The sequence below is a fragment of the Mesorhizobium sp. M1163 genome (assembly GCF_040318415.1).
GTDB lineage: Bacteria > Pseudomonadota > Alphaproteobacteria > Rhizobiales > Rhizobiaceae > Mesorhizobium.
The window spans coordinates 1-22,899 of the sequence record NZ_JAMYMF010000005.1 but is presented as its reverse complement, the minus strand read 5'-3'; the positions used below and the strand labels follow the sequence as shown (position 1 = coordinate 22,899).

The following is a 22,899-nucleotide window of genomic DNA, read 5'->3' as shown; positions in this document are numbered from 1 at the left end:
CTGGCACCGAAGATTTATTCAGTCAAATGGAATTCAAAAATAAATTTACAGCCCGCGCACAGCGAACCTGGCGGATGGCCGCTCGACGGAATGGTCAATAGCGGATGGCACGGCGCTCCAGCAGAACCACGATTGAGAACATCGCGATCGACAAGGACGACGACAGCACGATTGCCGCATAGAGCCGGTCCGACTGATAGTTAAAGGTCGCCTGGATGATGAGCGCGCCGAGGCCCTTATCCGACCCGATCCACTCGCCGACAATAGTGCCGATCACGGCCGTGGCCGAAGCAATTCTCAGCGAGGAGAACAGCATCGGCAATGCTCTTGGCAGGCGCAGGCTCCAGAAGATCTCCCAGCGCGTAGCCGATAGCACCCGGAACAGTTCGTGCTCGTTGTCGCTAGCCGAGTCCAGCCCGCGGATCATGTTGACCAGCGTCGGGAAGAAGCAGATCACCGCCGCGATCACGATCTTCGGCGTCATGCCGAGCCCGAAGATCAGGATGATAATCGGCGACAGCGCCAGGATGGGAATGGTGTTGAAGAACAGCACGACCGGAAAATAGGCCGCCTGCAGGATGCGGCTGTGCACGAACAGCACCGCCAGCAGCACACCGGCAAGATTGCCGATGACAAATCCCGCCAGCGCCTCGATCAGCGTCGGCCAGAGATTGCTGAGCAGCAAAGCAAGACTCTTCCGGAACACGCCTGATATGGCCGTCGGCGTCGGTACGATATAGGCCGGCACGCCGAGCCATGGCAGCAGGAACTGCCAGGCGAGCAGGATCGAGGCCGCGCCAAAAACGGGCAGGGCGACGGCCAGCGCCGATGGCAAGGGCGCCTGCCTCATGAGGCCTGTTCCAGCGCGCCGCGCAGTTCGGCCATCGCGGCAACGATCGCCGGATCCTCGCGCGAACAGCGGTTGCCTGCCTGCTTGAACGGCCGCATGTCGAGGTCTCTCGCCAGGCGGCCCGGATTGGCGGCGAGAACGATGACCCGTTCTCCGAGATAGGCGGCTTCGGCGATCGAATGAGTAACGAAAAGGATGGTCGCGCCGGTGCGCCGCCACAACGACAAAAGCTCGTCGTTGAGGCGGTCGCGGGTGATCTCGTCCAGCGCACCGAAGGGCTCGTCCATCAAAAGCAGCCTGGGTTGCCCGAGCAGTGACCGGGCGATCGCCACGCGCTGGCGCTGGCCGCCGGACAATTGGTGCGGCAGACGCTCACCGAACCCGGCAAGCCCCATCAGATCAAGCAGCTCGTCGGTTCGATCGTCTATTGTCCGGGTAAGCCGGCCTTGTCCGACATCGAGCGGCAGGCGGACGTTGTCGCGCACGGTGCGCCAGGGCAGCAGGGTCGAGTCCTGGAAGACGAAACCGACATCGCGCCGCGAACGGACAGCATGCGGTGTGTCGCCAAGCACGGTGATCGAGCCGCCGAGCGGATCGAGCAGGTCCGCGACTACGCGGAGCAGGGTCGACTTGCCGCATCCCGAAGGTCCAAGGATCGACAGGAAGGAGCCGGCCTCGACCGACAGGTCGAGACCGGAGAGCACTTTCACCACCGGCTGCCGGCCGCTATAGCCGACATCCAGCCTGCGGGCCTCGATCGCCTTCGCCATCAAGCGGCGGGCGCGTCGAGCTTGGGTCGGTCGGCGGCCGACAATTCGAGTATCTTGGTGGTGTAGACATCGGCTGCCGCGGGCCGGCCGTTCGGGTATTGGCCGACCTTGTCCAGCAGCGCCAGCTGCTCCTCGATCGAGGCGGGATCGAAGGTTCCCCATCCGTCCTTGGCGGTTGCACCGTCAAAGGAGAGTTTCAGCACCAGATTGATCGTCTTCTGCTCCCAGCCAAGGTCCATTTCCGGATAGGCTTCGACCATCTTCTTGACGGCTTCCTGCGGATTGGCGTGCACCCAGCCCCAGCCCTTGGCGACGGCGCCGATGAATTTCGCCAGCATTTCCGCATCCTGTTCGATCGCTGTGTCGGTAGCGAAATAGACGTCGGCATAGGAGTTCAGCCCGAGGTCGCGCACCAGAAGATCGATCCTGTCGTCGCCGACGACGCTCAGCGCCTGGGTGTTGGTGATCCATCCGCCAATCGCGTCGACGTCGCCGCGCACCAGCGGCGCCTTGTCGAAGCCGACATTGACGACGGTGACCTCGGACGGATCAATGCCGTTCTTGGCCAGGATCTCATCGATGACGAAGCGCGCCGTCGGCTGGATGCCGATCTTTTTGCCCTTGAGGTCGGCCACGCCGCGGATCGGCTTGGCAGGCTTCGAGGTGAAGGCATAGGGACCGGTGCGGAAGCCACAGGCGATGATCTTCACCGGCACGCCGCTGGCACGCGCCGCGTAGAGCTGCGGCGTTTCGGAAAACTGGCCGAGTTGGGCGGCGCCCGAAATCACCGGCGGCACCGTCGCCGCATTGGGACCGCCCGGGCTGAATTCCACCTCGAGGCCCACCTCCTTGAAATAGCCGTTGGCGACCGCGGCGATGTCGCCAATCTGTCCGTTGGACATCAGCCAATCATACTGGATGACGACCTTTCCGGCAGCCTTGGCGCCCGGCGTCAGCACGAGCTGCATTCCGGCCGAAGCTGCCGCGACAGCGGCGAAGCCGGCTTTCACGAAGCTGCGGCGGTTCATGTCGTAGTCTCTGTTCCCACTCATTTTTTGCTCCTGTTGCAAGACGTTCTCGTCTCTTCATTGCGCGCCGTTCCCGTGGCGCGGCGTCGTCTACGGCTGTTCGTCGTGATAGTCGCCGGGGCCGCCGTCGAGCCAGGCGTATAGTTCCCAAAGCGTGTCGTCGGGATCGGTGAAATATGCGCAGCGCGCGTTCCAGACATAATCCTCCGGCGGGCCGTAGAAGGGCACGCCCTTGGCTGCCAGTTCGCCATGGAGCCGGTCGATCTCGCCGGGCGCGTCTAGCCTGACCGCCACGCAGACCTTGTGCGCCTGGCGCGGCGACCTCAACTTCGAGACGCCGGTGTGCCGGTTGATGTGATCGATCTCCCACGCCGCCAGCGTGACGCCCTCGCCATGAAAGTCGGCAAAGCCCTCGGCGCGACGCCGCAGGCGGAAGCCGAGTTTTTCGACATAGAATTCAACCGTCCGCTCGATATTTTCGACGAGCAGGCAGACGTCCGAAATCGCATATGCGCCTCCGACCGGCATGGCTACCTCCCTGTGCTGTGCGCGGCGCGCGATGCTGGCAGTTTGACGCCGACGCGGTCGGCGGCGCCGACGATGTGGGCGCGCATCGCCGCCTCGGCGGCCGTGGGATCGCCCGCGACCAGCGCCTCGTAGATGCGCACATGCTCCCCGACATTGACTTCGACCAGGTCGTGCAGCGGATTGGTGAGGCGCGCGTAGTGGATCGAGCGGCGGATCTGCTCGCAAACGAAGGAGATAAAGGTGTGGATGTAATTGTTGCCGGTCGCCCGTGCGATCTCGCGATGGAACAAAAGGTCGGCGTCGATGCTGCCTTCTTCCCAGCGCTCCTCGCCGCTCATCCGGTCTAGCGCCGCCTTGATTGCGTCGAGGTGCTCCTGCCCGCGCCGTTCGGCGGCGAGCGCAGCTGACTCGGCTTCCAGTATGCAACGCAGCTCGAACAGCCGCTCCATATTCCCGGTCGCTTTCAGCGCCTCGCCATCGATCCGGATCGAGGCGCGCTGCTCCGGCGCCAGCACGAAGGCGCCGACGCCTTGCCGGGCTTCGATCATGCCATCGGCCCTGAGTTGAGCGATCGCCTCGCGCACCACATTGCGACTGACGCCGAATTTTTCCGAGAGCTGCTGCTCGGTCGGCAGCCGCGTGCCCGGATTGAGGTCGCCGGATTCGATCTCGCGGCTGAGGAATGCGGCGACGCGATGCGGCAGCGCCTCCACCGTGCCGATAGCGGCCAGTCTTTGCTTCATGGAAAGGTCTCCATTGGTGGCAGCAGGCAGCCGGGATTCATTGACCCCTGAGGGTCGATCGTTGTTTTGAGGGCCGTGATGAGCCGGCGATGGGCAGGCGCCAGGCCGGCCCAGAAAGTGCGATGACGGGTGCGGCCGATACCGTGCTCGGCGCTGATCGAGCCGCCAAGCGCGCCGACGATCTGGTAGAGTCCGGCGGTGATCTCCGCGCCCTGGGCACGAGCTTCACCCTCGGCGAGCCCAAGCGGTGGCAGCACGTTGAAATGGATGTTGCCGTCGCCGGCATGACCATAGGCCTGCGGCAGCCAACCAGGATGTTCCAGCGCCACCAATTGGCGGGCCTGATCGATGAGGGCAGGGATGTCCGATATCCTGACCGCAAGGTCGGTGCGCACATGGTAGCCGCGTCTTGCCTGGCCCTCGACCAGCCCTTCGCGGATCGCCCAGAAGGCCCTAGCCTGTGCGACGCTTTCAGCAAGGACGGCCTCGGCAACCAGACCGCTCTCAATGGCTCCGGCCAGGAAATCGACCAGCATGGAGCGCAGATCGACCGTAGCACTTGCGGAGAGTTCGATCAGCACGTGGACGGGAGCTTCGACCGGCGAAACGATGTTGGCATCGATCAAGCGCGCGAGCGCGATGCACTCCGATCCAATGATCTCGAAGGCCGAAATCAGATCGGATGAGGCCCGGCGAGCCTGCCGGAACAGGGTGATGGCCGCTTCGAACGAAACGAGACCGAGATAAGCGGTCTCGACCCGGGCCGGTTTCGGAAACAGCTTGAGCTCGACGCCGGTGATGATGCCGAGCGTTCCTTCGCTGCCGATGAAGAGCTGCTTCAGGTCGTAGCCTCGATTGTCCTTGCGCAGACCGGAAAAGCCGCTCCACAACTCGCCATCGGGCAGGACGACTTCGAGGCCGAGGATGATATCGCGCGCCATGCCATAGCGCAGCACGTTGGTGCCGCCGGCATTGCTGGCCGCATTGCCGCCGATCTGGCAGCTTCCCTGCGCGCCGAGCGCCAGCGGAAACAGGCAATCCTCTGCTTCTGCCGCATCCTTGATGTGCTGCAGGATGCAGCCGGCATCGGCCTGCAGGACGAAATTGTCGGCGTCGACGAGACGGATGCCGTTCAACCGCTCCAGACTGACGACCACCGCGCCACGGGAGTCGATGTCGATTGCACCCGCCACCAGCCCCGTGTTCCCGCCCTGTGGGATGATTCCGAGCCCGAGCGTGCCGCAGAGCCGCGCCACAGCCTGGACTTCGCTGACGGAAGCAGGCTTCAGCACCGCAAGGGCTCCGCCGCGATGATCCCCGGACCAGTCCAAAAGGTATTTCGCCATGCCGGCAGCGTCGGCGGTCACGCCGCTTTGTCCGACAGCGCCCTCCAGAGCATTCAGAATTTCAGGCGGGATACCATGAACGGTCATTACAAGCCTGCTGGACTGAGGCATAGGCTTATACATATCATCCTACAACTGCGTCGGAGTCAACGCTGTGGGGCAGAGGCCCTCAAGGGCTGGAGCCGAATGTTTGCTGGGGAGAATAGAGCGAAGGGCGATCGCCCGAGGATACTTAGGTGAGGCCGCCTTGGCCTGGCTGCGCCGGCCCGATGCCGCTCAATTGCTGGGTCGTCTGAGGAGCAGCCCGGCTCCTAGAGATACCGCTCGACCTTCTTGCCGACGGTCAAAAACCGCAGCGGGTCGATCGCCTCGCCATTGTGGCGAACCTCGTAGTGCAGATGCGGGCCGGTCGAGCGGCCGCTGTTGCCGGTCTTGCCGATGATGTCCCCGGCATAGAGCTTCTGGCCGACGGCGACGTCGATTTTGCTGAGATGTCCGTAACGCGTCACAAAACCGTTGCCGTGGTCGACCTCGACCATGCGGCCGTAGCCGCCGTTCCAGCCGGCCTTGACGACGACGCCGGCTGCCGTGACCTTGGCCGGCATGCCGACCGGCGCCCTGAAATCCATGCCGGAATGCAAGGCGGCCGTGCCGAGGATGGGGTCGGTGCGCACGCCGAACGGGCTGGTGACGCTATGGCCGGGGGCGGGGTTGGCGAGCGGCAGCCGGCGCGCCTCCTTTTTCAGATGATCCAGCGCGTCAAGCGCCTCGTCCAACTCCTTGACCTTGCTGTCAAAGACCAACGAACTGTCGAGCGGTATCAGCGGGCCGCCGACATCGCTCTTTTCGAATTCGCTGTCGACCGGCAGGCCGGCGGCCTCGAGCGCCTGCGAGATCGCGTCGGCGCTCTTGTAGGCATTGTCGGCAAGTGCCGCGATGCGGGTGAGCTGCTGGCTCTCGATGGTCTTCAGCGAGTTGTTGATCGAAACGAAGAGCTTGTCTGCCCGGTCGGCCGCGCTTTCACTCGGCAGCGGATTGGCGCGGGTTGACCACAGCGAGAACGGCCTCGTGTCGTTGCTGGCAAGGGGCGCAGCAAGGCTGGCGACGGAATAGGCCATCGGCTGGATGCTGCCGGTCGCGTCGGCATGTTCGTCCGGCTTTGCCGTCGGCACGGGCGGCGTTGCGACCTCATTTTCTGCTCGTTCGAGGATCGGGGCGAGGCGGCCGTGACGCAGGCTGAGCTGGCTCTGCCGTTCCAGCAATTCGCTGACCTTGGTTTCCATCAACTGCTGATCGAGAAGCTGGCGGCTGGTGATGCGGTCGACCTGGCCGCGCAATGCCGAGATGCGGTCTTCATAGGCCTGCTGCATGCGCGCCTGCCGGGCCGTCGTGGCGCCGATCAGGTCGTCGCGCAGCACCAGATAAGAGGTCGCCAGCAGGTAGCCAATGACGATCGCCGCCAGCGCCGAGCCGCAAAATGCGGCCAGCCACGGACGTATGGTGAAATGCCTTATCTGGTCGCCCCGGGCGATGATGACGGTGTGGGGCTCTCTGCGTCTGCCGAAGACCGCTGACTGACTGGCTACGTTCACGGGACCAAGCTTTCGTTACGACACCAACGACGAGCCTGATTACACATTATTAGGGTTAACAAAGTTTTGCCGGACCGAACGACGGGCAAAGGTATTCGCGCAAAACGGGCATCGAATTGTAGCGGCGTGCCGCAGCTCTCAAAGGGCGCGAACCGCCTCCAGCACCGCTTCGGCGTGGCCTTTGACGCGGACGTTACGCCAGATCCTGGCGATGCGTCCGTCCCGGCCGACCAGGAACGTCGCCCGCTCGACGCCCATATAAATGCGGCCGTAGAGCTTCTTTTCGACCCACAAATGGTAGGCCTCGATCACCTTGCGCTCTTCGTCGGCGACCAGGTCGATGCTCAGATCGTATTTCGCCTTGAACTTGTCGTGCTTCTTGACGCTGTCCGGCGACAGCCCGATGACGACAGCGCCGGCCTTTTCGAATTCCGGCTTCAACTGCGAAAAGCCGATCGCCTCGCTGGTGCAGCTTGTGGTGTCGTCCTGTGGGTAGAAATAGAGTACGATGGGTTTTCCCAGCAGTGCGGCGAGGCTGAGTGAACCGCCGCCGTCGCGCGGAAGATCGAATTGCGGCGCAACATCGCCCACGTCGAGGTCAGCCATACCGATGCCCTTGTTTGAGGTTACGCGCCAGGCTGCATCGATATAATGTCGAGCGGGGATTCGTCCACGATCGAATTCGTTTCAACGGAAGATTGCGTGGATCAGGAGCTACCGCAGCACGAGAAGATCAGGTTCAGGCGTGACGAGATCACCGACCTGGGGACCTTTCCGTCCGCGTGCCGCGTCCCGCCGCTCGGCCAGGCGTCGATCGGTCGCGGCGTTCGTTTGATGGCGCGGCTGTTTGCCGGCCTCGTCGCCCTTGTGCTGCTGGCTGCGGCCGGTGTCTATGCGATCGGCGTGTCCGGTTTCGGCTCGGAGCGGCTTCGCGCGGAAGCCGAGACGGCAATCGAGAAATTGGCCGGCTTCGATGTCGACGTTGCCGTCGGGCCGGCCCGGCTGACGCTTGACGGGTCGAGCTTCATTGCGCTGCAGGTCAGCGACGTCAGCCTCAAGACCGCCGACGGCAAACCGATGGCCGATGCCGGCCGGGTCCGCTTCGGCATCCGGCTCATCCCGCTGCTTTCGGGCGAGGTGCGGCTGACCAGCGCCCGGATTTCCGACGCGCACATCGTCATGGCGGCGATGCCGTCCGGCGGCGACTGGACGGCCGGGCTGCGCAACCAGGATGGCCTCATCGATCCGGAAAAACTTTCCGCCGCCGTCTTCGCCAACGTCAACCGCGCGCTCGATGCGGTGCGCGAGGATTCGGTGCGCCAGATCGATCTGCGCAATGTCGAGCTGGCACTGCCCGAGACCGGATCGGTCAAGTCGGTCACCATCGCCGACGCCTCCGTATCGCAGTCGGGACCGGGAAGCATGGAGTTTTCATCCGACGCGGATGTCGACGGCAGGGCGCTCACCATCGCCGCTTCCGCCACCCGCGATCCGGCGACGCGACGCATCGCCACGCTGGACGCCAGCATCCAGGCGGCGGACGCCGACACTGCGGCGGCAGGTGGCAAATTGGGCGCGATCGCCTTGAAGCTGGCGGGGTCGGAAGCGGCCGGCGACAACGGTTCGCGGCTGACCGCCGCCCTGTCGCTGACCGGATCGGTGCTCGACCTCGGTTCGCGCGGCCTGCTTCCGGCCGACGTCGATCTCGATGCAACGCTCGTCGCCGGCTCGAACAAGATCCAGGTCGACGGATTGCTGGTGAAGACCGGCCGCTCGACCTTCGATTTTGCCGGTTCGATCGGGCCCAAGCCGGCGACCGGCACAGCGGGCGAGGAGCCATCCTATCGCTACGACCTGACCAGCGACGGTTCGACCTTGGCGCCGTCGGATTCGCCGGAACCGGCGCTCAGCTTCATTGCCCGTATTGCCGGCGTCTACCAGCCGACGAGCCAAAAGCTGGTCGCCGAGCAGATCGGCGTCCGGTCCGGACCGGGCAGCGAAGTGCTGGGCACGGCTTCGGTTTCATTCGTCGCCAACCAGGCGCCGGGCATATCGGTGGCGCTTAACGTCCACGACATGCCGGTCTCGCACGTCAAGCAATTATGGCCGTGGTTTTCGGCGCGCAATGCCAGGCTGTGGGTGCTTAAGAACCTGTTCGGCGGCCGCGTCGTCGATGGCAGCCTGCAATTCCAGGTCGTACCCGGGCGGCTTGGCAACGGCGTGCCGCTTTCCGCCGATGAAGTCTTCGGCCGTTTCCAGGTCGAAGGATCGCGCTTCGACACGGCCGGCCGCATTCCGCCGATCCGCGATGCCGTCGGCGTTGTCGGCTTCCACGGCAACGACGTCGACGTCGCGCTGTCCTCGGGCAGCGTCTATATGCCGAGCGGCCGTACCGTGGCGGCAAGCAACGGCACGCTCACTGTCAAGGCGGCGAACCATCCGCCGGTGATCGGCGCGCTCGACATCGATGTCGCCGGTGAGGCGCCGGCAATCGCCGAGCTGGCATCCTATGACCCGATCAACGCCATGCGCCATGTCGGCCTGCTGCCGGATGACCTGTCCGGCACGGTGACCGGTCACGTCAAGGCGGATATTCCGCTGCAGTCCGGCGTCGACTCCTCCAAACTCGATTGGCTGGTGGCGCTCGACTACAAGGATCTGTCGCTGGCCAAGCCGTTCGAGGGCCAGACGGTCAGCCATGCCGACGGCTCGATCACCGTCGCGCCCGACCGGGCGGTGATCTCGGCCAAGGCGCTGCTCAACGGCATTCCGGCCGAGCTCGACCTGATCGAGCCGCTCAGGGATGGCGGCCCGCCGCGCAGTCGTAAAGTAGCGCTGGTGCTCGACGACAAGACCCGCGCCACCGCCATGCCCGGCCTGTCGACGCTGCTTTCCGGAACCATCAAGGTGGCGATCGACAAGAGCGGCACTGGCAACCAGAACGTGTCGGCCGACCTGACCAATGCCAGGCTGGACATTCCCTGGGCCGGCTGGAGCAAGGGCCCCGGCATTCCCGCCAAGGTCACCTTCGCCATGGCGAAGACCGGCGACACCACGACGCTGTCCAATTTTGAACTCGACGGCAAGACCTTCTCCATCGACGGCAGCGCGGTGCTGGTCAACGGCGCCTTGTCCTCGGCCCGGTTCAGCAAGGTCACGTTGAACAGGGGCGACGACGTCGCCGTCTCGGTGAAGCGGTCGGGCAAGGCCTATGCGGTCGAGGTTAGCGGCAGCGCGCTGGACGCACGCTCGCTGATCAAGCAATTCACGTCCGACGTCGACACCGCCACCAAGACCACCGGCGTCGATGCGATCTCGGTCAGCGCCGACGTCAGTTCCCTGACCGGCTTCCATGACGAGGTGCTATCGAATCTGAAGCTCGACTACAGCGCCGCCGGCTCCAGGGTGAACGGGCTCAAGGTGAGCGCCACGGCAGATTCGGGAGCCGCTATCACCATCAGCAATACGACCGGCGGCGGCCTGCGCGCGCTCAACATGAAGTCGGCCGATGCCGGTGCCATACTGCGCTTCCTCAACATCTACGAGCACATGGAAGGCGGCTCGATCACGCTGGCACTCACCGGGGCCGGCGACGGGCCGATGAAAGGCCAGGTCGACGCCAAGAACTTCTTTATCGTCAACGAGCCGAAGCTCGCCTCGATCGTGTCGACGACGCCGGCTGGCGACAGCCGTAGCCTCAACGAGGCGGTCAAAGGCAATCTCGACACGTCGAGGGTGAAGTTCGAGCGCGGTTTCAGCGAAATCGAGAAGGGCAGCGGCTATCTGAAGCTGCGCAACGGCGTGCTGCGCGGCTTGCGCATCGGCACCACCTTCCAGGGCACGCTCTACGACCAGAACAACAATATGGACATCACCGGCACGTTCATGCCGGCCTACGGCGTAAACCGCATCTTCGGCGAACTGCCGCTGATCGGCGCGCTGCTCGGCAACGGTCGCGACCGCGGCCTGATCGGCGTCACCTACAGGCTCAAGGGCAACGCCAACAAGCCCAACCTGGAGGTAAATCCGCTATCCGTGATCGCGCCCGGGATATTCCGGTCGATCTTCGAGTATCGTTGAGGCGGCCAGGGTAGGCGGGCAGGGTAGGCGGGTGAACACCGACGCTCTGTAGTGATCCTTCGCGCCCCCCTCTGTCCTGCCGGACATTTCCCCCACAAGTGGGGAGATTGGCAGCTTCCACGCTGCGCTCTTCCTGCAACGTTGTAGATTGGCGAAAGCCGGCGCGAAAGCCGATCTCCCCCCTTGTGGGGGAGATGTCCGGCAGGACAGAGGGGGGCGCTGTCCCCCCGGCACCAACGGTTGCGCGTCAAACCGGCCGCACCAGAACGTGCTTCTTCTTGCCGAGCGACAGCTTTGCGACATTTTCCAGGCCCATATCTTGCAGCGTCACCATCCTGCGATCGTCGGCAACGAGCTGGTCGTTGAGGCGCACGGCGCCGCCCTGGATATGCCGCCGCGCCTCGCCGTTTGACCCAGCCAGCCCGGCGGTGACGAACAGCGACAATATTCCGACGCCGGCTTCGAGCTCGGCCCTGCCCACCTCGACGGTCGGCAGTGTTTCGGCGAGCGCGCCTTCCTCAAATGTCTTGCGCGCCGTTTCGCTGGCCTCCTCCGCCGCCTCGCGGCCATGCAGCATGGCGGTGATTTCGGTGGCGAGGATCTTCTTGGCCTCGTTGATCTCCGAGCCGCCGAGCCGTTCGAGGCGCGCGACCTCGGCGAGCGGCAAGGTCGTGTAGAGCTTCAGGAAACGGCCGACATCGGCATCCTCGGTATTGCGCCAATATTGCCAGAACTCGTACGGGCTCAACATCTCCGCATCGAGCCAGACCGCGCCCGAGGCCGACTTGCCCATCTTGGCGCCGGACGAAGTGGTGAGCAGCGGCGTCGTCAGCGCATAAAGCTGCGCGCCTTCCATGCGGTGGCCGAGATCGATGCCGTTGACGATGTTGCCCCACTGGTCGGAGCCGCCCATCTGCAGCCGGCAGCCGAGGCGCTTGTAGAGCTCCACGAAGTCGTAGGCCTGCAAGATCATGTAGTTGAATTCGAGGAACGACAGCGACTGCTCGCGGTCCAGCCGGAGCTTGACCGAATCGAAGGCCAGCATGCGGTTGACCGAAAAATGCCTGCCGACATCGCGCAGGAAATTGACGTAGTTGATATCCATCAGCCAGTCGGCATTGTTGATCATGACGGCGTCGTTGGGGCCGCTGCCGAATTTGAGGTAGGGAATGAAGTTGCGGCGGATGCCGGCCAGATTGTTTTCGATGTCCTGCGGCGTCAAAAGCTTGCGCGCCTCGTCCTTGAACGACGGATCGCCGATCATCGAGGTGCCGCCGCCCATCAGCGCGATCGGCCGGTGGCCGGTCTGCTGCAACCAGTAAAGCATCATGATCTGGATCAGCGACCCGGCATGCAGGCTCCTGGCGGTCGCGTCGAAGCCGATATAGGCGCTCACCGTTTCCGTGGCGAAAAGCTGGTCGAGGGCGGCATCGTCCGAGGTCTGGTGGATGAAACCGCGCTCGCTCATCGTGCGCAGGAAATCGGATTTGAAGGCGGACATTTTTCTTTCCTGAAAGGCTTCCGGCCGAACGTGGCTCGGCTATGCATGAAGGCGGGCGTTTAGCACTCAAGCGCGATCAGCAAAAGTGGAATCCGGTTTTAGCGCGCCCTCTTCCCTTCTCCCCTGTGGGAGAAGGTGGACTGGCGCGCAGCGCCAAGACGGTTGAGGGGTGCTGGACAGAGCGCGGTTGGTGCCAAGCTGGAGCACCCCTCACACCTTCTCCCACAAGGGAGAAGGGAGAGCCGCGCGTCGCGAGACAAGCGGCTCTCCCCGGAACGGGTAACGTGGGGGCCATCCAAACCTGAAGCGATCATCCTTCACTTCCGGCGCGCCTGCTTGCGTCCTCGTTTCGGCTGGCGTAATGAGGCGCCGCACCAGCGGGCCTCATCCGCTGGACCGCGCGGCATCGATCGAATGCCATATCCTGTGACAGAGTCGAGATGCCGGAGATATCCATCGTCATTCCTTGCCGGAACGAGGCGGCGAACCTGCCGCTTCTGCTCGACGAGATCGGCGCTGCCATGGCCGGGCGCGACTTCGAGGTCATCGTCGTCGACGATGGCTCGACCGACGACACGCCTTCGGTCCTTGCCGCTCAGGCAGCGCTTCGCGCGTTTCCGCTGCGCCACCTCAGGCATGCGAAATCCGCCGGCCAGTCGCTCTCGGTACGCTCGGGCGCCTGGGCAGCGCGCGGCGATATCGTCGCCACCATCGACGGCGACGGCCAGAACGATCCCGGCTATATCCCAGTGTTGATCGACGCGCTCCGGCAGGCTGGTCCCGACGTCGGGGCTGCGCAGGGACAGCGTCTGAAGCGCCGCGACAGCAAGATCAAGCAGCTGGCGTCGCGTTTCGCCAACGGGCTGAGAAAGGCCATCCTGCACGACGAGACGCGGGATACCGGCTGCGGCCTCAAGGCGATCCATACCGATATTTTGAGGAAATTGCCGTTCTTCGACGGCACCCACCGCTTTGTTCCGGCGCTGGTCATCCAGGAGGGCTACCGCGTCGTCCATTGCGACGTCGTCGACCGCTCCCGCCGCCACGGCAAATCGAATTACGGCATCTTCGATCGCGGCCTGCAGGGCGTGCTCGATCTTGCCGGCGTCTGGTGGCTGCGCCGCAGGCGCCGCAGAATGCCCAAAGTAGAGGAAATCAGGCATGGGTAACGTGCTTCAGGAATTGGCGACCTGGCTTCACGATGTTTTCGTCAAGCAATTCGATGCCTGGGTTCTGCTCGGCTTCGTCGCCCAGTTCTTCTTCACCATGCGCTTTCTGGTGCAGTGGGTGGCGTCGGAAAAGGCCAAGCGCAGTGTCGTGCCGATCGCCTTCTGGTTTTTTTCGCTGTTCGGCGGCGGCCTGCTGCTGATCTACGCCATCCAGCGTCAGGATCCGGTGTTCATCGCCGGCCAGGCCATGGGCCTGTTGATCTATATCCGCAATCTCTGGCTGATCGCCAACGAGCGCAAGGCGGCGATGACCAAGGTCGATTAAGCCCGCGACCGGCCTGAGACCGGTCGAGATTACTTGCCGTCCAGCCCGCCATAGGATCGTACCAGCCGGACCATGTCGGCCGAACTGGCAGTCTCGCTTTCGAGCCCCTCGGCGACGCCGACGCGGTCGGCGGTCGGCCGGTTCTGGCTGACTTTCCATTTGCCACTGATTTCGGTGATCGCGATCTCCAGGCCGACAATGCCCTTGATCTGCGACTGGATGAAGGGAGCCGGCGCATCGGTCACCGCCCACGGCGCCGCGCGATTGCCCTCCTGCGACATCGTCAGATCGGCAATCTGCTCGGCCAGCCAATCCTGGTCTTCGATCACCTTGACGATGCCGCGCACCTGGACGATTGCATAGTTCCAGGTCGGCACAACCTTGCCGGTTTCACGCTTGGTCTCGTACCAGGACGGCGTCACATAGGCATCGGCGCCCTGGAAGATGACCAGCACAGGCGCCAGCGGATTGTCGGCCAAAAGCCGCCATTGCGGATTGGCCCTGGCCAGATGCGCGCGCAGCCTGCCGTTCGGCGGCACATCCACGTTGAGCAGGGAGGGGGCATCGAGCAGGAAGGGAATTGCGTTGGCGACCGGCCCCTCGGCTCCATTCGAGACCAGCAGGCCAAGCGGATGCGCCCGGATCAGCCCGTGCAGGACGTCCTGCCGGGTTTCCTGGAAGTGAGGCGGCTGGTACATTTTCGTTCCCCGACTATCTCAGCCGCTTCGGCCGTGGGTCGGACAGCTCCCCGGCCAGCCGGCGATCGAGATAGTCCGCGCATTCCTCGATCAAAAGCTCCGCATGGTTGGCAAAGAAATGGTTGGCGCCGGGCAAGGTCTTCTGGGTGATGGTAATGCCCTTTTGCGTGTGCAGCTTGTCGACCAGGCCCTGCACGTCCTTTGGCGGCGCGACCTTGTCGGCGTCGCCATGGATGATCAGGCCGGACGACGGGCAGGGGGCCAGGAACGAGAAATCATAGGTATTGGGCTGTGGCGCGATCGAGATGAAGCCTTCGATCTCGGGCCGGCGCATCAGAAGCTGCATGCCGATCCACGAGCCGAACGAATAGCCGGCGACCCAGCAGCTCTTGGAGTCCGGATGCAGCGACTGCACCCAGTCGAGCGCCGCGGCGGCGTCGGACAACTCGCCGGTGCCGTGGTCGAATTCGCCCTGGCTGCGGCCGATGCCGCGGAAATTGAAGCGCAGCGTGGTGAAATTGCGCTTCTGGAACATGTAGAAGAGGTCGTAGACGATCTTGTTGTTCATCGTACCGCCGAACTGGGGGTGCGGGTGCAGGACGATGGCAATCGGCGCGCTCTTTTCCTTCGAGGGCTGATAGCGACCCTCCAGGCGGCCGGCCGGACCGGTAAAAATGACCTCAGGCATGAAATACTCCACTTGGCATAAACTGCGCGGCGCCCGGAACAACTCTTCCTCTGGCCCAGTCTTCCCTAGGCCCCAGTCTTCCCTAGGCCCCAGTCTTCCCTAGGCCTTGACGCAGGGCGGGCGTCTTTCTAGAAGCTAGTTTAGAATTGTTCAAAACTGGGCGGCCAAAAAATTGTGGCTCGGCCACCCGCGCCGCAAGCCGCGTAAATAGGACGTCTTGCCTTGCAATTTCAAGGAAATAACGCGCTATCTTCGCGAAACGGCTTTTGAAGGGACCAGTTGGACGGAAATGGCCGGAGCACGCGCATATCTCGACTACAACGCCAGCGCGCCGCTGCTTGCCTCGGCGCGCGCGGCCGTGGTCGCTGCGCTCGACGTCGCCGCCAACCCGTCCTCGGTCCATGCCGAGGGCCGCGCTGCACGGCGGCTGATCGAGGATGCCAGGCGCGAGGTGGCGCGACTGGTCAGCGCCAAAGCCGAGCATGTCGTGTTCACCTCTGGCGCTACGGAAGCGGCCTCGACGCTGCTGACGCCGGACTGGCAGATGGGGCGCGGCGCCATCCGCATGAGCCGGCTTTACGTGTCCGAGGCCGATCATCCTTGCCTGCTGAATGGCGGGCGCTTCCCGGCCGCGCAGCTGACGCGGATCGGCGTCGACGCCGATGGCATCGTCAGGTTCGACGCCTTGGCGGCAGCGCTCGGTGCGCATGACAAGGCCGACGGCTTGCCGCTGGTAGCCATCCACGCCGCCAACAACGAGACCGGCGTGATCCAGCCGGTTGGCCGCATTGCTGAAATCGTCAAGGCGGCGGGTGGCATCCTGGTGGTCGATGCCGTGCAGGCGGCCGGCCGCATTCCGCTCGATATGTCAACGGGTTACGCCGATTATCTGATTCTCTCCTCGCACAAGATCGGCGGCCCCAAGGGCGTCGGCGCCATTGTCGCGGCGTCGGACTTGATGATGCCGAAGCCGCTGGTCAGCGGCGGCGGCCAGGAAAAGGGCCATCGCGGCGGCACCGAAAACCTGGCGGCGATTGCCGGGTTTGGCGCGGCGGCGCGTGAGGCGCTTGCCGGCTTGCAAACGATCGATGCGGTGCGGCAACGTCGCGACGAAATCGAGGCGATCGTGAAAACGCTGGTTCCGGATGCCGAATTCTTCGGGACCGGCGCGCCAAGGCTTGCCAACACCACATTCTTCGCTATTGCCGGCATCAAGGCCGAGACGGCGCAGATCGCCTTCGACCTGGCCGGTGTGGCGCTGTCGGCCGGATCGGCCTGTTCATCGGGCAAGGTCGGGCCTAGTCACGTGCTGAAGGCCATGGGTTATGGCGACAGCCTTGGCGCGTTGCGCGTGTCGATCGGTCACGCGACCGGCGCTGAAGACATCGAGCTGTTCCGTTCGGCGCTGGCGACGATCGTCGCGCGGCGGGCAAACAGGGAAAAGGCCGCCTGAGCGCGGCAACGTGACATTTGGGCCTTACGGCCTGGTAGAGCCGTCGTTCGCATTTGGCCGGGTGAATTTCCGGCATGAACGCACTATATGAAACTTACGCCACTTCGGGTGCCCAGGGGTGCTCGCTTGCGGTGCCATAGTTTGAAAACTGCCGGGCCTTGACCCCGGCGTGGATGGAGAACGCTGATGCCTGCTGTGCAGGAGACGATCGATCGAGTTCGAAAGATCGATGTCGACCAGTATAAATACGGATTCCAGACCGAAATCGCGATGGACAAGGCCCCCAAGGGCCTGAGCGAAGACATTATCCGCTTCATTTCGGCGAAGAAGGACGAGCCGTCCTGGATGCTGGAATGGCGCCTGGAAGCCTATCGCCGCTGGCTGACGCTGGACGAGCCGAAATGGGCGCGCGTCCACTATCCCAAGATCGATTTTCAGGACCTCTACTATTACGCGGCGCCCAAGAGCACGCCCGGACCGACCTCGCTCAGCGACGTCGATCCCGAACTGCTGAAGGTCTACGAGAAGCTCGGCATTCCGCTCAGGGAACAGGAGATCCTCGCCGGCGTGCAGAAGACCGATGCCTCGGAGCTCGAGGAAGCCAGCGACAATGTCTACAAGTCGGGCCGTGTCGCTGTCGACGCGGTGTTCGATTCGGTCTCCGTCGTCACCACCTTCAAGAAGGAGCTGGCGCAGGCCGGCGTCATTTTCTGCTCGATCTCGGAAGCGATCCGCGAGCATCCGGAGCTGGTGAAGAAATATCTCGGCTCGGTCGTGCCGACCTCCGACAATTTCTACGCAACGTTGAATTCGGCGGTGTTCACCGACGGCTCCTTCGTCTTCGTCCCCAAGGGCGTGCGCTGCCCGATGGAATTGTCGACCTATTTCCGCATGAACGAGAAGAACACCGGCCAGTTCGAGCGCACGCTGATCATCGCCGAGGAGGGTGCTTACGTCTCCTATCTCGAAGGCTGCACGGCACCGCAGCGCGACGAGAACCAGCTTCATGCCGCGGTGGTCGAACTGATCGCGCTCGACGATGCCGAGATCAAATATTCGACGGTGCAGAACTGGTATCCTGGCGACGCCGAGGGCAAGGGCGGCATCTATAATTTCGTCACCAAGCGCGGCGACTGCCGCGGCCATCGCTCGAAGATTTCGTGGACGCAAGTCGAGACCGGCTCGGCCATCACCTGGAAATATCCGAGTTGCATCCTGCGCGGCGACGATTCCAGCGGCGAGTTCTATTCGATCGCCGTGTCGAACGGCTACCAGCAGGTCGACAGCGGCACCAAGATGATCCATCTCGGCAAGAACACGTCGAGCCGCATCATCTCCAAGGGCATTGCCGCCGGTTTTTCGCAGAACACCTATCGCGGCCAGGTCTCGGCGCACCGCAAGGCGACCAACGCCCGCAACTTCACCAATTGCGATTCCCTGCTGATCGGCGACCAGTGCGGCGCACACACCGTGCCCTACATGGAAGCCAAGAATTCGACGGCGCAGTTCGAGCACGAGGCCACCACCTCGAAGATTTCCGAGGACCAGAAGTTCTACGTCATGCAGCGCGGCATCCCGGAAGAAGAGGCGATCGCGCTGATCGTTAACGGCTTCGTCAAGGACGTCATCCAGCAACTGCCGATGGAGTTCGCGGTCGAGGCGCAGAAGCTGATCGGCATCAGCCTCGAGGGCTCGGTCGGCTGACCGGATAAGAATTTTCAGGAAAAAGAAAAAATGCTTGAGATAAAAAACCTGCACGCCCGCATCGTCGATGACGGCACCGAGATCATCCGCGGCCTGAACCTGACGGTCAGGGCCGGCGAGGTTGCCGCCATCATGGGCCCCAACGGCTCGGGAAAGTCGACGCTGTCCTACATCCTCGCCGGCCGCGAGGACTATGAGGTCACCGAAGGCGACATCCTCTACAACGGCCAGTCGATCCTCGAAATGGATCCGGCCGAGCGCGCAACCGCCGGCATCTTCCTCGCCTTCCAGTATCCAATGGAGATACCGGGCGTGGCGACCATGGAATTCCTGAAAGTGGCGATGAACGAGCAGCGCAAGGCGCGCGGCGAGGAACCGCTGAAGATCCCGGAATTCCTCAAGCGCGTGAAGGAAGCGGCCGCCTCGCTCAACATGGATATGGCGATGCTGAAGCGGCCGCTCAATGTCGGTTTTTCCGGCGGCGAGAAGAAGCGCGCCGAGATCCTGCAGATGAAGCTGCTCGAGCCGAAACTGTGCGTCCTCGACGAGACCGATTCCGGCCTCGACATCGATGCGCTGAAGATCGTCGCGGACGGCGTCAACACGCTGCGCTCGCCGGACCGGGCCATCGTTGTCATCACCCACTACCAGCGCCTGCTCCAATACATCGTGCCGGATACGGTGCACGTGCTCTACAGAGGCCAGGTGATCAAGTCGGGCGACAAGTCGCTGGCGCTCGACCTCGAGGCCAATGGCTATGCCGGCGTGATCGGGCAAGCCGCGTGAGATGCCAGCAGGCCCGGAAGGCAAGCCAAACAAGGCGATACTGATGAACATGCACACGACACCCCAGCGAACATTGGCCGAAACGGCGCTGATCGACGCCTTTGGCGAGCGGCTGTCGCTGCTGCCCGGCGACGGCGCGGTGATGCTGAAGCGCGACGACGCCATCGAGGCGATCAAGGGCGGCCTGCCGACGCGGCGCATCGAATCCTGGCATTATACGGACCTGCGCCGGCTGCTGACCTCGGTGCCGGACTTCGATCCGGCAGCGGTCGCGAAAGCCATTGCGCCGATCGTCGAAGACTCCTCGGTTTTGCCGGTCCTGAACGGGGTTTCGAGCGCGAAACTGCCCGATATCGATGGCGTCGCCGTACAGCGCCTGTCGGAGAAGCTGACCGACGGCAGCATCGCGCCGGGGTTGGATCCCTATGGCACCGATGACGCGATCGGCGCGCTGAACACCGCCTTTGTCGCCGACGGCTATTTCGTCGACATCGCCGACGGTGCCGAACTGGAAAAGCCGCTTGAGCTGCAGAATTTGCAGGCCGGTGGACAGACGCATGTACGCCTGGCCGTCCGCGTCGGTGCCGGCGCCAAGGCTGTCATCGTCGAGCGCCAGGCGGGCGAGGGGGCGGCGCTGGTCAGCTCGGTCAGCCAGCTTGTGCTTGGCGAGGGCGCCGAAGTGACATGGCTCATCGTGCAGGAGCAGCCGGATACGGCAACACATCTCGCCCAGTTCAAGGCGCATCTCGGCAAGAATTCGAAACTGACGCTGTTCGTCATGAATGCCGGCGGCAAGCTGGTGCGCCAGGAGGTCGTCGTGAGGACGACCGGCGAGGGCGCCGACTTCACGCTGCGCGGCATCAATCTTTTGGCCGGCGACACCCATACCGACGTCACCATGGTGCTCGACCATGCCGTGCCGCACACCGCCTCGACCGAAGTCATCCGCAACGTGGTGACCGGCAAGGCGCGCGGCGTCTTCCAGGGTCGTATCAACGTCCACCAATATGCGCAGAAGACCAACGCCAAGATGGCCTGCAACACGCTGCTGTTGTCGGACGACGGTGAGTTTTCGACCAAGCCGGAGCTTGAAATCTTCGCCGACGACGTCGTTTGCGGCCATGGCGCGACCGTCACCGAGATCGACCACAGCCATCTGTTCTACCTGATGGCGCGCGGCATCGACGAGAAGACCGCGCGCGGCCTGCTGGTCAAGGCCTTCGTCGCCGAAGTGATCGAGGAACTGGACGATGAGGCCATCGTCGAGGCGCTGGAACGACGGCTCGACGATTGGTTTTTGACGCACGGGTAGAATTGGCCGAGGGGTGCTGGACGGAATGAGGCGATGCCTCGAGAGAGCTTGTGATGGACCAGAAAGTCGAAAACATTCCCTACGACGTCGAGGCGATCCGCCGCGACTTCCCGATCCTGTCGCGGCAAGTCTACGGCAAACCGCTGGTCTATCTCGACAATGGCGCCTCGGCGCAGAAGCCGCAGGCTGTGCTCGACGCCATCCAGCACGCCTATTCCCAGGAATACGCCAACGTCCATCGCGGCCTGCATTTCCTGTCGAACGCCGCGACCGACGCCTATGAGAACGCGCGCAAGATAGTACAGAGATTTCTCAACGCGCCGAGCACCGACAACATCGTCTTCACCTCGAACACCACGGCGGCGATCAACACCGTCGCCTATGGCTTCGGCATGCCCAATATCGGCGAAGGCGACGAGATCGTGCTGTCGATCATGGAGCACCACTCCAACATCGTGCCGTGGCATTTCATCCGCGAGCGGCAGGGCGCAAAACTGGTCTGGGTGCCGGTCGACGATCTCGGCGTCTTCCACATCGAGGAATTCGAAAAACGGCTGACCGACCGCACAAAGCTGGTCGCTATCACCCATATGTCGAATGCGCTGGGCACGGTCACGCCGATCAAGGAGATCGTGCGCATTGCGCACGCCCGCGGCATTCCGGTGCTGGTCGACGGCAGCCAGAGCGCCGTGCATATGCCGATCGACGTGCAGGATCTCGACTGCGATTTCTTCGTCTTCACCGGCCACAAGGTCTATGGCCCGTCGGGCATCGGCGTGCTCTACGGCAAGAAGGATATTCTGGAGCGGATGCGCCCGTTCATGGGCGGCGGCGAAATGATCGAGGAGGTGACGCAAGACATCGTCACCTACAACGACCCGCCGCACCGTTTCGAGGCCGGCACGCCGCCGATCGTCCAGGCGATCGGGCTGGGTGCGGCGCTGGAATACATGGAAAAGATCGGACGCGAGCGCATCGCCGCCCATGAGGCCGATCTGAAGGACTATGCGCATGAAAAACTGCGCGCCATCAACTCGCTGCGCATCTTCGGCGATGCGCCTGGCAAGGGCGCCATCATCTCGTTCGAGCTGCAGGGCATCCACGCGCATGATGTGTCGATGGTCATCGACCGGCAGGGCGTGGCGGTGCGCGCCGGCACGCATTGCGCCCAGCCGCTGTTGAAACGCTTCGGCGTAACATCCACATGCAGGGCGTCGTTCGGCATGTATAATACCAGGGCCGAAGTCGATGCTTTGGCCGATGCGCTGGAAAAGGCGCGAAAGTTCTTCGGGTGACGACCATGGATGATGCCAGCCACACCGCCGAGACCAATTCGGAAACGACGACCAATGCGGCGGTTTCCGGATCGACAATCCCCGCCGACGAATTGGCGCGGCTGACAGACGACATCGTCTCGGCGCTGAAGACGGTCTATGACCCCGAAATCCCGGCCGACATCTACGAGCTCGGCCTCGTCTACAAGATCGACATCGAGGACGACCGCTCGGTCAAGATCGACATGACGCTGACCGCGCCGGGCTGCCCGGTGGCCGGTGAAATGCCGGGCTGGGTCGAAAACGCCGTCGGCGCCGTCGAAGGCGTTTCCGGCGTCGAGGTCAACATGACCTTCGACCCGCCTTGGTCGCCCGACCGCATGTCGGAAGAGGCACAGGTAGCGGTGGGGTGGTACTAGCATCCGACCAGCCAAAGGCTGGCGCACTTGCGCCGGGTACAAAACTTCACCATTTTAGGTGAGGAATCATTCGGCAGACCTTGAACCTGCGCGCAATGGAGAAGGAAAGAATGGGACGCTTTGCCGTCATCACGATGACCGAAAAGGCTGCCGACCGGGTGCGCGAGATCGTCGCGACCCGTGAGAATGCGCATGGCATTCGCCTCGGCATCAAGAAGGGCGGCTGCGCCGGCATGGAATATACGGTCGACCTGGTGACCGAGCCCAACACCAAAGACGACCACATCGAGCGTGACGGCGCCCATGTCTATGTCGCGCCTGAGGCAGCGCTTTTCCTGTTCGGCACCGAGATGGATTTCGAGCAGACGACGCTGCGCACCGGCTTCACCTTCCGCAACCCGAACCAGAGCTCGGCCTGCGGCTGCGGCGAATCGGTCGAATTGAAGCCTGCCGATCTGAAGGCACTGGCCGAGGCGCGCGCTTCGGCCTAAGGCTTTTCCTTCGCCGCCCCCTCATCCGGCCCTTCGGGCCACCTTCTCCCCGATGGGGGATAGTGTCCTGAAGGTTCTGCAAAAAGTTTTGGAGAGAGAACGGCGCTTGCTCTGAAGGGCGAGCGGCCATGGCACGGTGGTG

The 22,899-nt window shown here is 63.4% G+C and carries 21 protein-coding genes; 10 read left to right on the top strand and 11 right to left on the bottom strand.

Features of this window, described 5'->3' with window-relative positions:
* Nucleotides 1–94: 94 nt before the first annotated feature.
* From NKH43_RS06630 to NKH43_RS06595, 8 genes are all read right to left on the bottom strand, one after another.
* The gene (locus NKH43_RS06630) at nucleotides 95–850 is read right to left on the bottom strand and encodes an ABC transporter permease (RefSeq protein ID WP_352857129.1); all 756 of its coding nucleotides are present in this window, start codon (nucleotides 848–850) and stop codon (nucleotides 95–97) included.
* A complete protein-coding gene (locus NKH43_RS06625) occupies nucleotides 847–1,620 on the bottom strand; it encodes an ABC transporter ATP-binding protein (protein ID WP_352857127.1) in 774 nt (257 codons plus the stop codon). The genes NKH43_RS06630 and NKH43_RS06625 overlap by 4 nt, the downstream gene beginning before the upstream one ends.
* Nucleotides 1,620–2,648: an ABC transporter substrate-binding protein gene (locus NKH43_RS06620; RefSeq protein WP_352481311.1), complete on the bottom strand. Its 1,029-nt coding sequence runs from the start codon at nucleotides 2,646–2,648 to the stop codon at nucleotides 1,620–1,622. The genes NKH43_RS06625 and NKH43_RS06620 overlap by 1 nt, the downstream gene beginning before the upstream one ends.
* 90 nt (nucleotides 2,649–2,738) lie before the next feature.
* Nucleotides 2,739–3,176 (bottom strand): VOC family protein, encoded by a 438-nt coding sequence (locus NKH43_RS06615; RefSeq protein WP_023717347.1) that lies wholly within the window; start codon nucleotides 3,174–3,176, stop codon nucleotides 2,739–2,741.
* A gap of 2 nt (nucleotides 3,177–3,178) precedes the next feature.
* Nucleotides 3,179–3,919, bottom strand: coding sequence for a FadR/GntR family transcriptional regulator (locus tag NKH43_RS06610; protein ID WP_352481187.1), 741 nt, complete (start codon nucleotides 3,917–3,919; stop codon nucleotides 3,179–3,181).
* A complete protein-coding gene (locus NKH43_RS06605; RefSeq protein WP_352640086.1) occupies nucleotides 3,916–5,352 on the bottom strand; it encodes an FAD-binding oxidoreductase in 1,437 nt (478 codons plus the stop codon). The genes NKH43_RS06610 and NKH43_RS06605 overlap by 4 nt, the downstream gene beginning before the upstream one ends.
* A 224-nt stretch (nucleotides 5,353–5,576) precedes the next feature.
* Nucleotides 5,577–6,857 (bottom strand): M23 family metallopeptidase, encoded by a 1,281-nt coding sequence (locus tag NKH43_RS06600; protein WP_352857125.1) that lies wholly within the window; start codon nucleotides 6,855–6,857, stop codon nucleotides 5,577–5,579.
* A gap of 138 nt (nucleotides 6,858–6,995) precedes the next feature.
* On the bottom strand, nucleotides 6,996–7,463 hold the full coding sequence (locus NKH43_RS06595; protein WP_023717351.1) for a peroxiredoxin: 468 nt from the start codon (nucleotides 7,461–7,463) through the stop codon (nucleotides 6,996–6,998).
* A 96-nt stretch (nucleotides 7,464–7,559) separates the two neighbouring features.
* Here NKH43_RS06595 and NKH43_RS06590 point away from each other — a divergent pair, with 96 nt between their 5' ends.
* On the top strand, nucleotides 7,560–10,937 hold the full coding sequence (locus NKH43_RS06590; RefSeq protein ID WP_352857122.1) for a hypothetical protein: 3,378 nt from the start codon (nucleotides 7,560–7,562) through the stop codon (nucleotides 10,935–10,937).
* A 247-nt stretch (nucleotides 10,938–11,184) separates the two neighbouring features.
* On the opposite strand, the gene tyrS is transcribed toward NKH43_RS06590, so the two are convergent.
* Entirely contained in the window at nucleotides 11,185–12,438 is a 1,254-nt protein-coding gene (gene tyrS, locus NKH43_RS06585; protein ID WP_352495789.1) for a tyrosine--tRNA ligase, read from the bottom strand.
* A 440-nt stretch (nucleotides 12,439–12,878) separates the two neighbouring features.
* Between tyrS and NKH43_RS06580 the strand changes: the two genes are divergently transcribed.
* On the top strand, nucleotides 12,879–13,607 hold the full coding sequence (locus tag NKH43_RS06580) for a glycosyltransferase family 2 protein (RefSeq protein WP_352717322.1): 729 nt from the start codon (nucleotides 12,879–12,881) through the stop codon (nucleotides 13,605–13,607).
* Nucleotides 13,600–13,932 carry a lipid-A-disaccharide synthase N-terminal domain-containing protein gene (locus NKH43_RS06575; RefSeq protein WP_023674681.1) on the top strand — a complete coding sequence of 111 codons (333 nt, stop codon included), beginning with the start codon at nucleotides 13,600–13,602 and terminating at the stop codon, nucleotides 13,930–13,932. Before NKH43_RS06580 ends, NKH43_RS06575 begins: the two co-directional genes overlap by 8 nt.
* A 29-nt stretch (nucleotides 13,933–13,961) precedes the next feature.
* On the opposite strand, the gene NKH43_RS06570 is transcribed toward NKH43_RS06575, so the two are convergent.
* Together NKH43_RS06570 and NKH43_RS06565 are read right to left on the bottom strand one after the other, a co-directional pair.
* Entirely contained in the window at nucleotides 13,962–14,630 is a 669-nt protein-coding gene (locus tag NKH43_RS06570; RefSeq protein WP_352857120.1) for an FMN-binding negative transcriptional regulator, read from the bottom strand.
* A gap of 13 nt (nucleotides 14,631–14,643) precedes the next feature.
* Nucleotides 14,644–15,318: an alpha/beta hydrolase gene (locus tag NKH43_RS06565; protein WP_023717356.1), complete on the bottom strand. Its 675-nt coding sequence runs from the start codon at nucleotides 15,316–15,318 to the stop codon at nucleotides 14,644–14,646.
* Nucleotides 15,319–15,607: 289 nt separating this feature from the next.
* Between NKH43_RS06565 and NKH43_RS06560 the strand changes: the two genes are divergently transcribed.
* The 7 genes from NKH43_RS06560 (at nucleotide 15,608) to sufA (ending at nucleotide 22,757) form a co-directional block, all read left to right on the top strand.
* Nucleotides 15,608–16,771, top strand: a complete 1,164-nt coding sequence (locus NKH43_RS06560; protein WP_352857118.1) for a cysteine desulfurase family protein — start codon at nucleotides 15,608–15,610, stop codon at nucleotides 16,769–16,771.
* A gap of 186 nt (nucleotides 16,772–16,957) precedes the next feature.
* Nucleotides 16,958–18,475 carry a Fe-S cluster assembly protein SufB gene (sufB, locus tag NKH43_RS06555; protein ID WP_352857116.1) on the top strand — a complete coding sequence of 506 codons (1,518 nt, stop codon included), beginning with the start codon at nucleotides 16,958–16,960 and terminating at the stop codon, nucleotides 18,473–18,475.
* Nucleotides 18,476–18,505: 30 nt separating this feature from the next.
* On the top strand, nucleotides 18,506–19,261 hold the full coding sequence (gene sufC / locus NKH43_RS06550; RefSeq protein ID WP_352481179.1) for a Fe-S cluster assembly ATPase SufC: 756 nt from the start codon (nucleotides 18,506–18,508) through the stop codon (nucleotides 19,259–19,261).
* 43 nt (nucleotides 19,262–19,304) lie between these two features.
* Nucleotides 19,305–20,573 carry a Fe-S cluster assembly protein SufD gene (gene sufD, locus NKH43_RS06545; RefSeq protein WP_352857114.1) on the top strand — a complete coding sequence of 423 codons (1,269 nt, stop codon included), beginning with the start codon at nucleotides 19,305–19,307 and terminating at the stop codon, nucleotides 20,571–20,573.
* 53 nt (nucleotides 20,574–20,626) lie between these two features.
* Entirely contained in the window at nucleotides 20,627–21,868 is a 1,242-nt protein-coding gene (locus tag NKH43_RS06540) for a cysteine desulfurase (protein ID WP_352495793.1), read from the top strand.
* 5 nt (nucleotides 21,869–21,873) lie between these two features.
* Nucleotides 21,874–22,266, top strand: a complete 393-nt coding sequence (locus NKH43_RS06535; RefSeq protein WP_023717362.1) for an SUF system Fe-S cluster assembly protein — start codon at nucleotides 21,874–21,876, stop codon at nucleotides 22,264–22,266.
* A gap of 110 nt (nucleotides 22,267–22,376) precedes the next feature.
* Nucleotides 22,377–22,757: a Fe-S cluster assembly scaffold SufA gene (sufA, locus tag NKH43_RS06530; RefSeq protein ID WP_006206001.1), complete on the top strand. Its 381-nt coding sequence runs from the start codon at nucleotides 22,377–22,379 to the stop codon at nucleotides 22,755–22,757.
* Nucleotides 22,758–22,899: the final 142 nt, after the last annotated feature.

Bases quoted from the DNA above. Each gene is read 5' to 3' on its own strand.
- NKH43_RS06630 (WP_352857129.1), bottom strand. From the start codon at position 850: ATGAGGCAGGCGCCCTTGCCATCGGCGCTGGCCGTCGCCCTGCCCGTT.
- NKH43_RS06625 (WP_352857127.1), bottom strand. From the start codon at position 1,620: ATGGCGAAGGCGATCGAGGCCCGCAGGCTGGATGTCGGCTATAGCGGC.
- NKH43_RS06620 (WP_352481311.1), bottom strand. From the start codon at position 2,648: ATGAACCGCCGCAGCTTCGTGAAAGCCGGCTTCGCCGCTGTCGCGGCA.
- NKH43_RS06615 (WP_023717347.1), bottom strand. From the start codon at position 3,176: ATGCCGGTCGGAGGCGCATATGCGATTTCGGACGTCTGCCTGCTCGTC.
- NKH43_RS06610 (WP_352481187.1), bottom strand. From the start codon at position 3,919: ATGAAGCAAAGACTGGCCGCTATCGGCACGGTGGAGGCGCTGCCGCAT.
- NKH43_RS06605 (WP_352640086.1), bottom strand. From the start codon at position 5,352: ATGACCGTTCATGGTATCCCGCCTGAAATTCTGAATGCTCTGGAGGGC.
- NKH43_RS06595 (WP_023717351.1), bottom strand. From the start codon at position 7,463: ATGGCTGACCTCGACGTGGGCGATGTTGCGCCGCAATTCGATCTTCCG.
- tyrS (WP_352495789.1), bottom strand. From the start codon at position 12,438: ATGTCCGCCTTCAAATCCGATTTCCTGCGCACGATGAGCGAGCGCGGT.
- NKH43_RS06580 (WP_352717322.1), top strand. From the start codon at position 12,879: ATGCCGGAGATATCCATCGTCATTCCTTGCCGGAACGAGGCGGCGAAC.
- NKH43_RS06575 (WP_023674681.1), top strand. From the start codon at position 13,600: ATGGGTAACGTGCTTCAGGAATTGGCGACCTGGCTTCACGATGTTTTC.
- NKH43_RS06570 (WP_352857120.1), bottom strand. From the start codon at position 14,630: ATGTACCAGCCGCCTCACTTCCAGGAAACCCGGCAGGACGTCCTGCAC.
- NKH43_RS06565 (WP_023717356.1), bottom strand. From the start codon at position 15,318: ATGCCTGAGGTCATTTTTACCGGTCCGGCCGGCCGCCTGGAGGGTCGC.
- NKH43_RS06560 (WP_352857118.1), top strand. From the start codon at position 15,608: ATGGCCGGAGCACGCGCATATCTCGACTACAACGCCAGCGCGCCGCTG.
- sufB (WP_352857116.1), top strand. From the start codon at position 16,958: ATGCCTGCTGTGCAGGAGACGATCGATCGAGTTCGAAAGATCGATGTC.
- sufC (WP_352481179.1), top strand. From the start codon at position 18,506: ATGCTTGAGATAAAAAACCTGCACGCCCGCATCGTCGATGACGGCACC.
- sufD (WP_352857114.1), top strand. From the start codon at position 19,305: ATGAACATGCACACGACACCCCAGCGAACATTGGCCGAAACGGCGCTG.
- NKH43_RS06540 (WP_352495793.1), top strand. From the start codon at position 20,627: ATGGACCAGAAAGTCGAAAACATTCCCTACGACGTCGAGGCGATCCGC.
- NKH43_RS06535 (WP_023717362.1), top strand. From the start codon at position 21,874: ATGGATGATGCCAGCCACACCGCCGAGACCAATTCGGAAACGACGACC.
- sufA (WP_006206001.1), top strand. From the start codon at position 22,377: ATGGGACGCTTTGCCGTCATCACGATGACCGAAAAGGCTGCCGACCGG.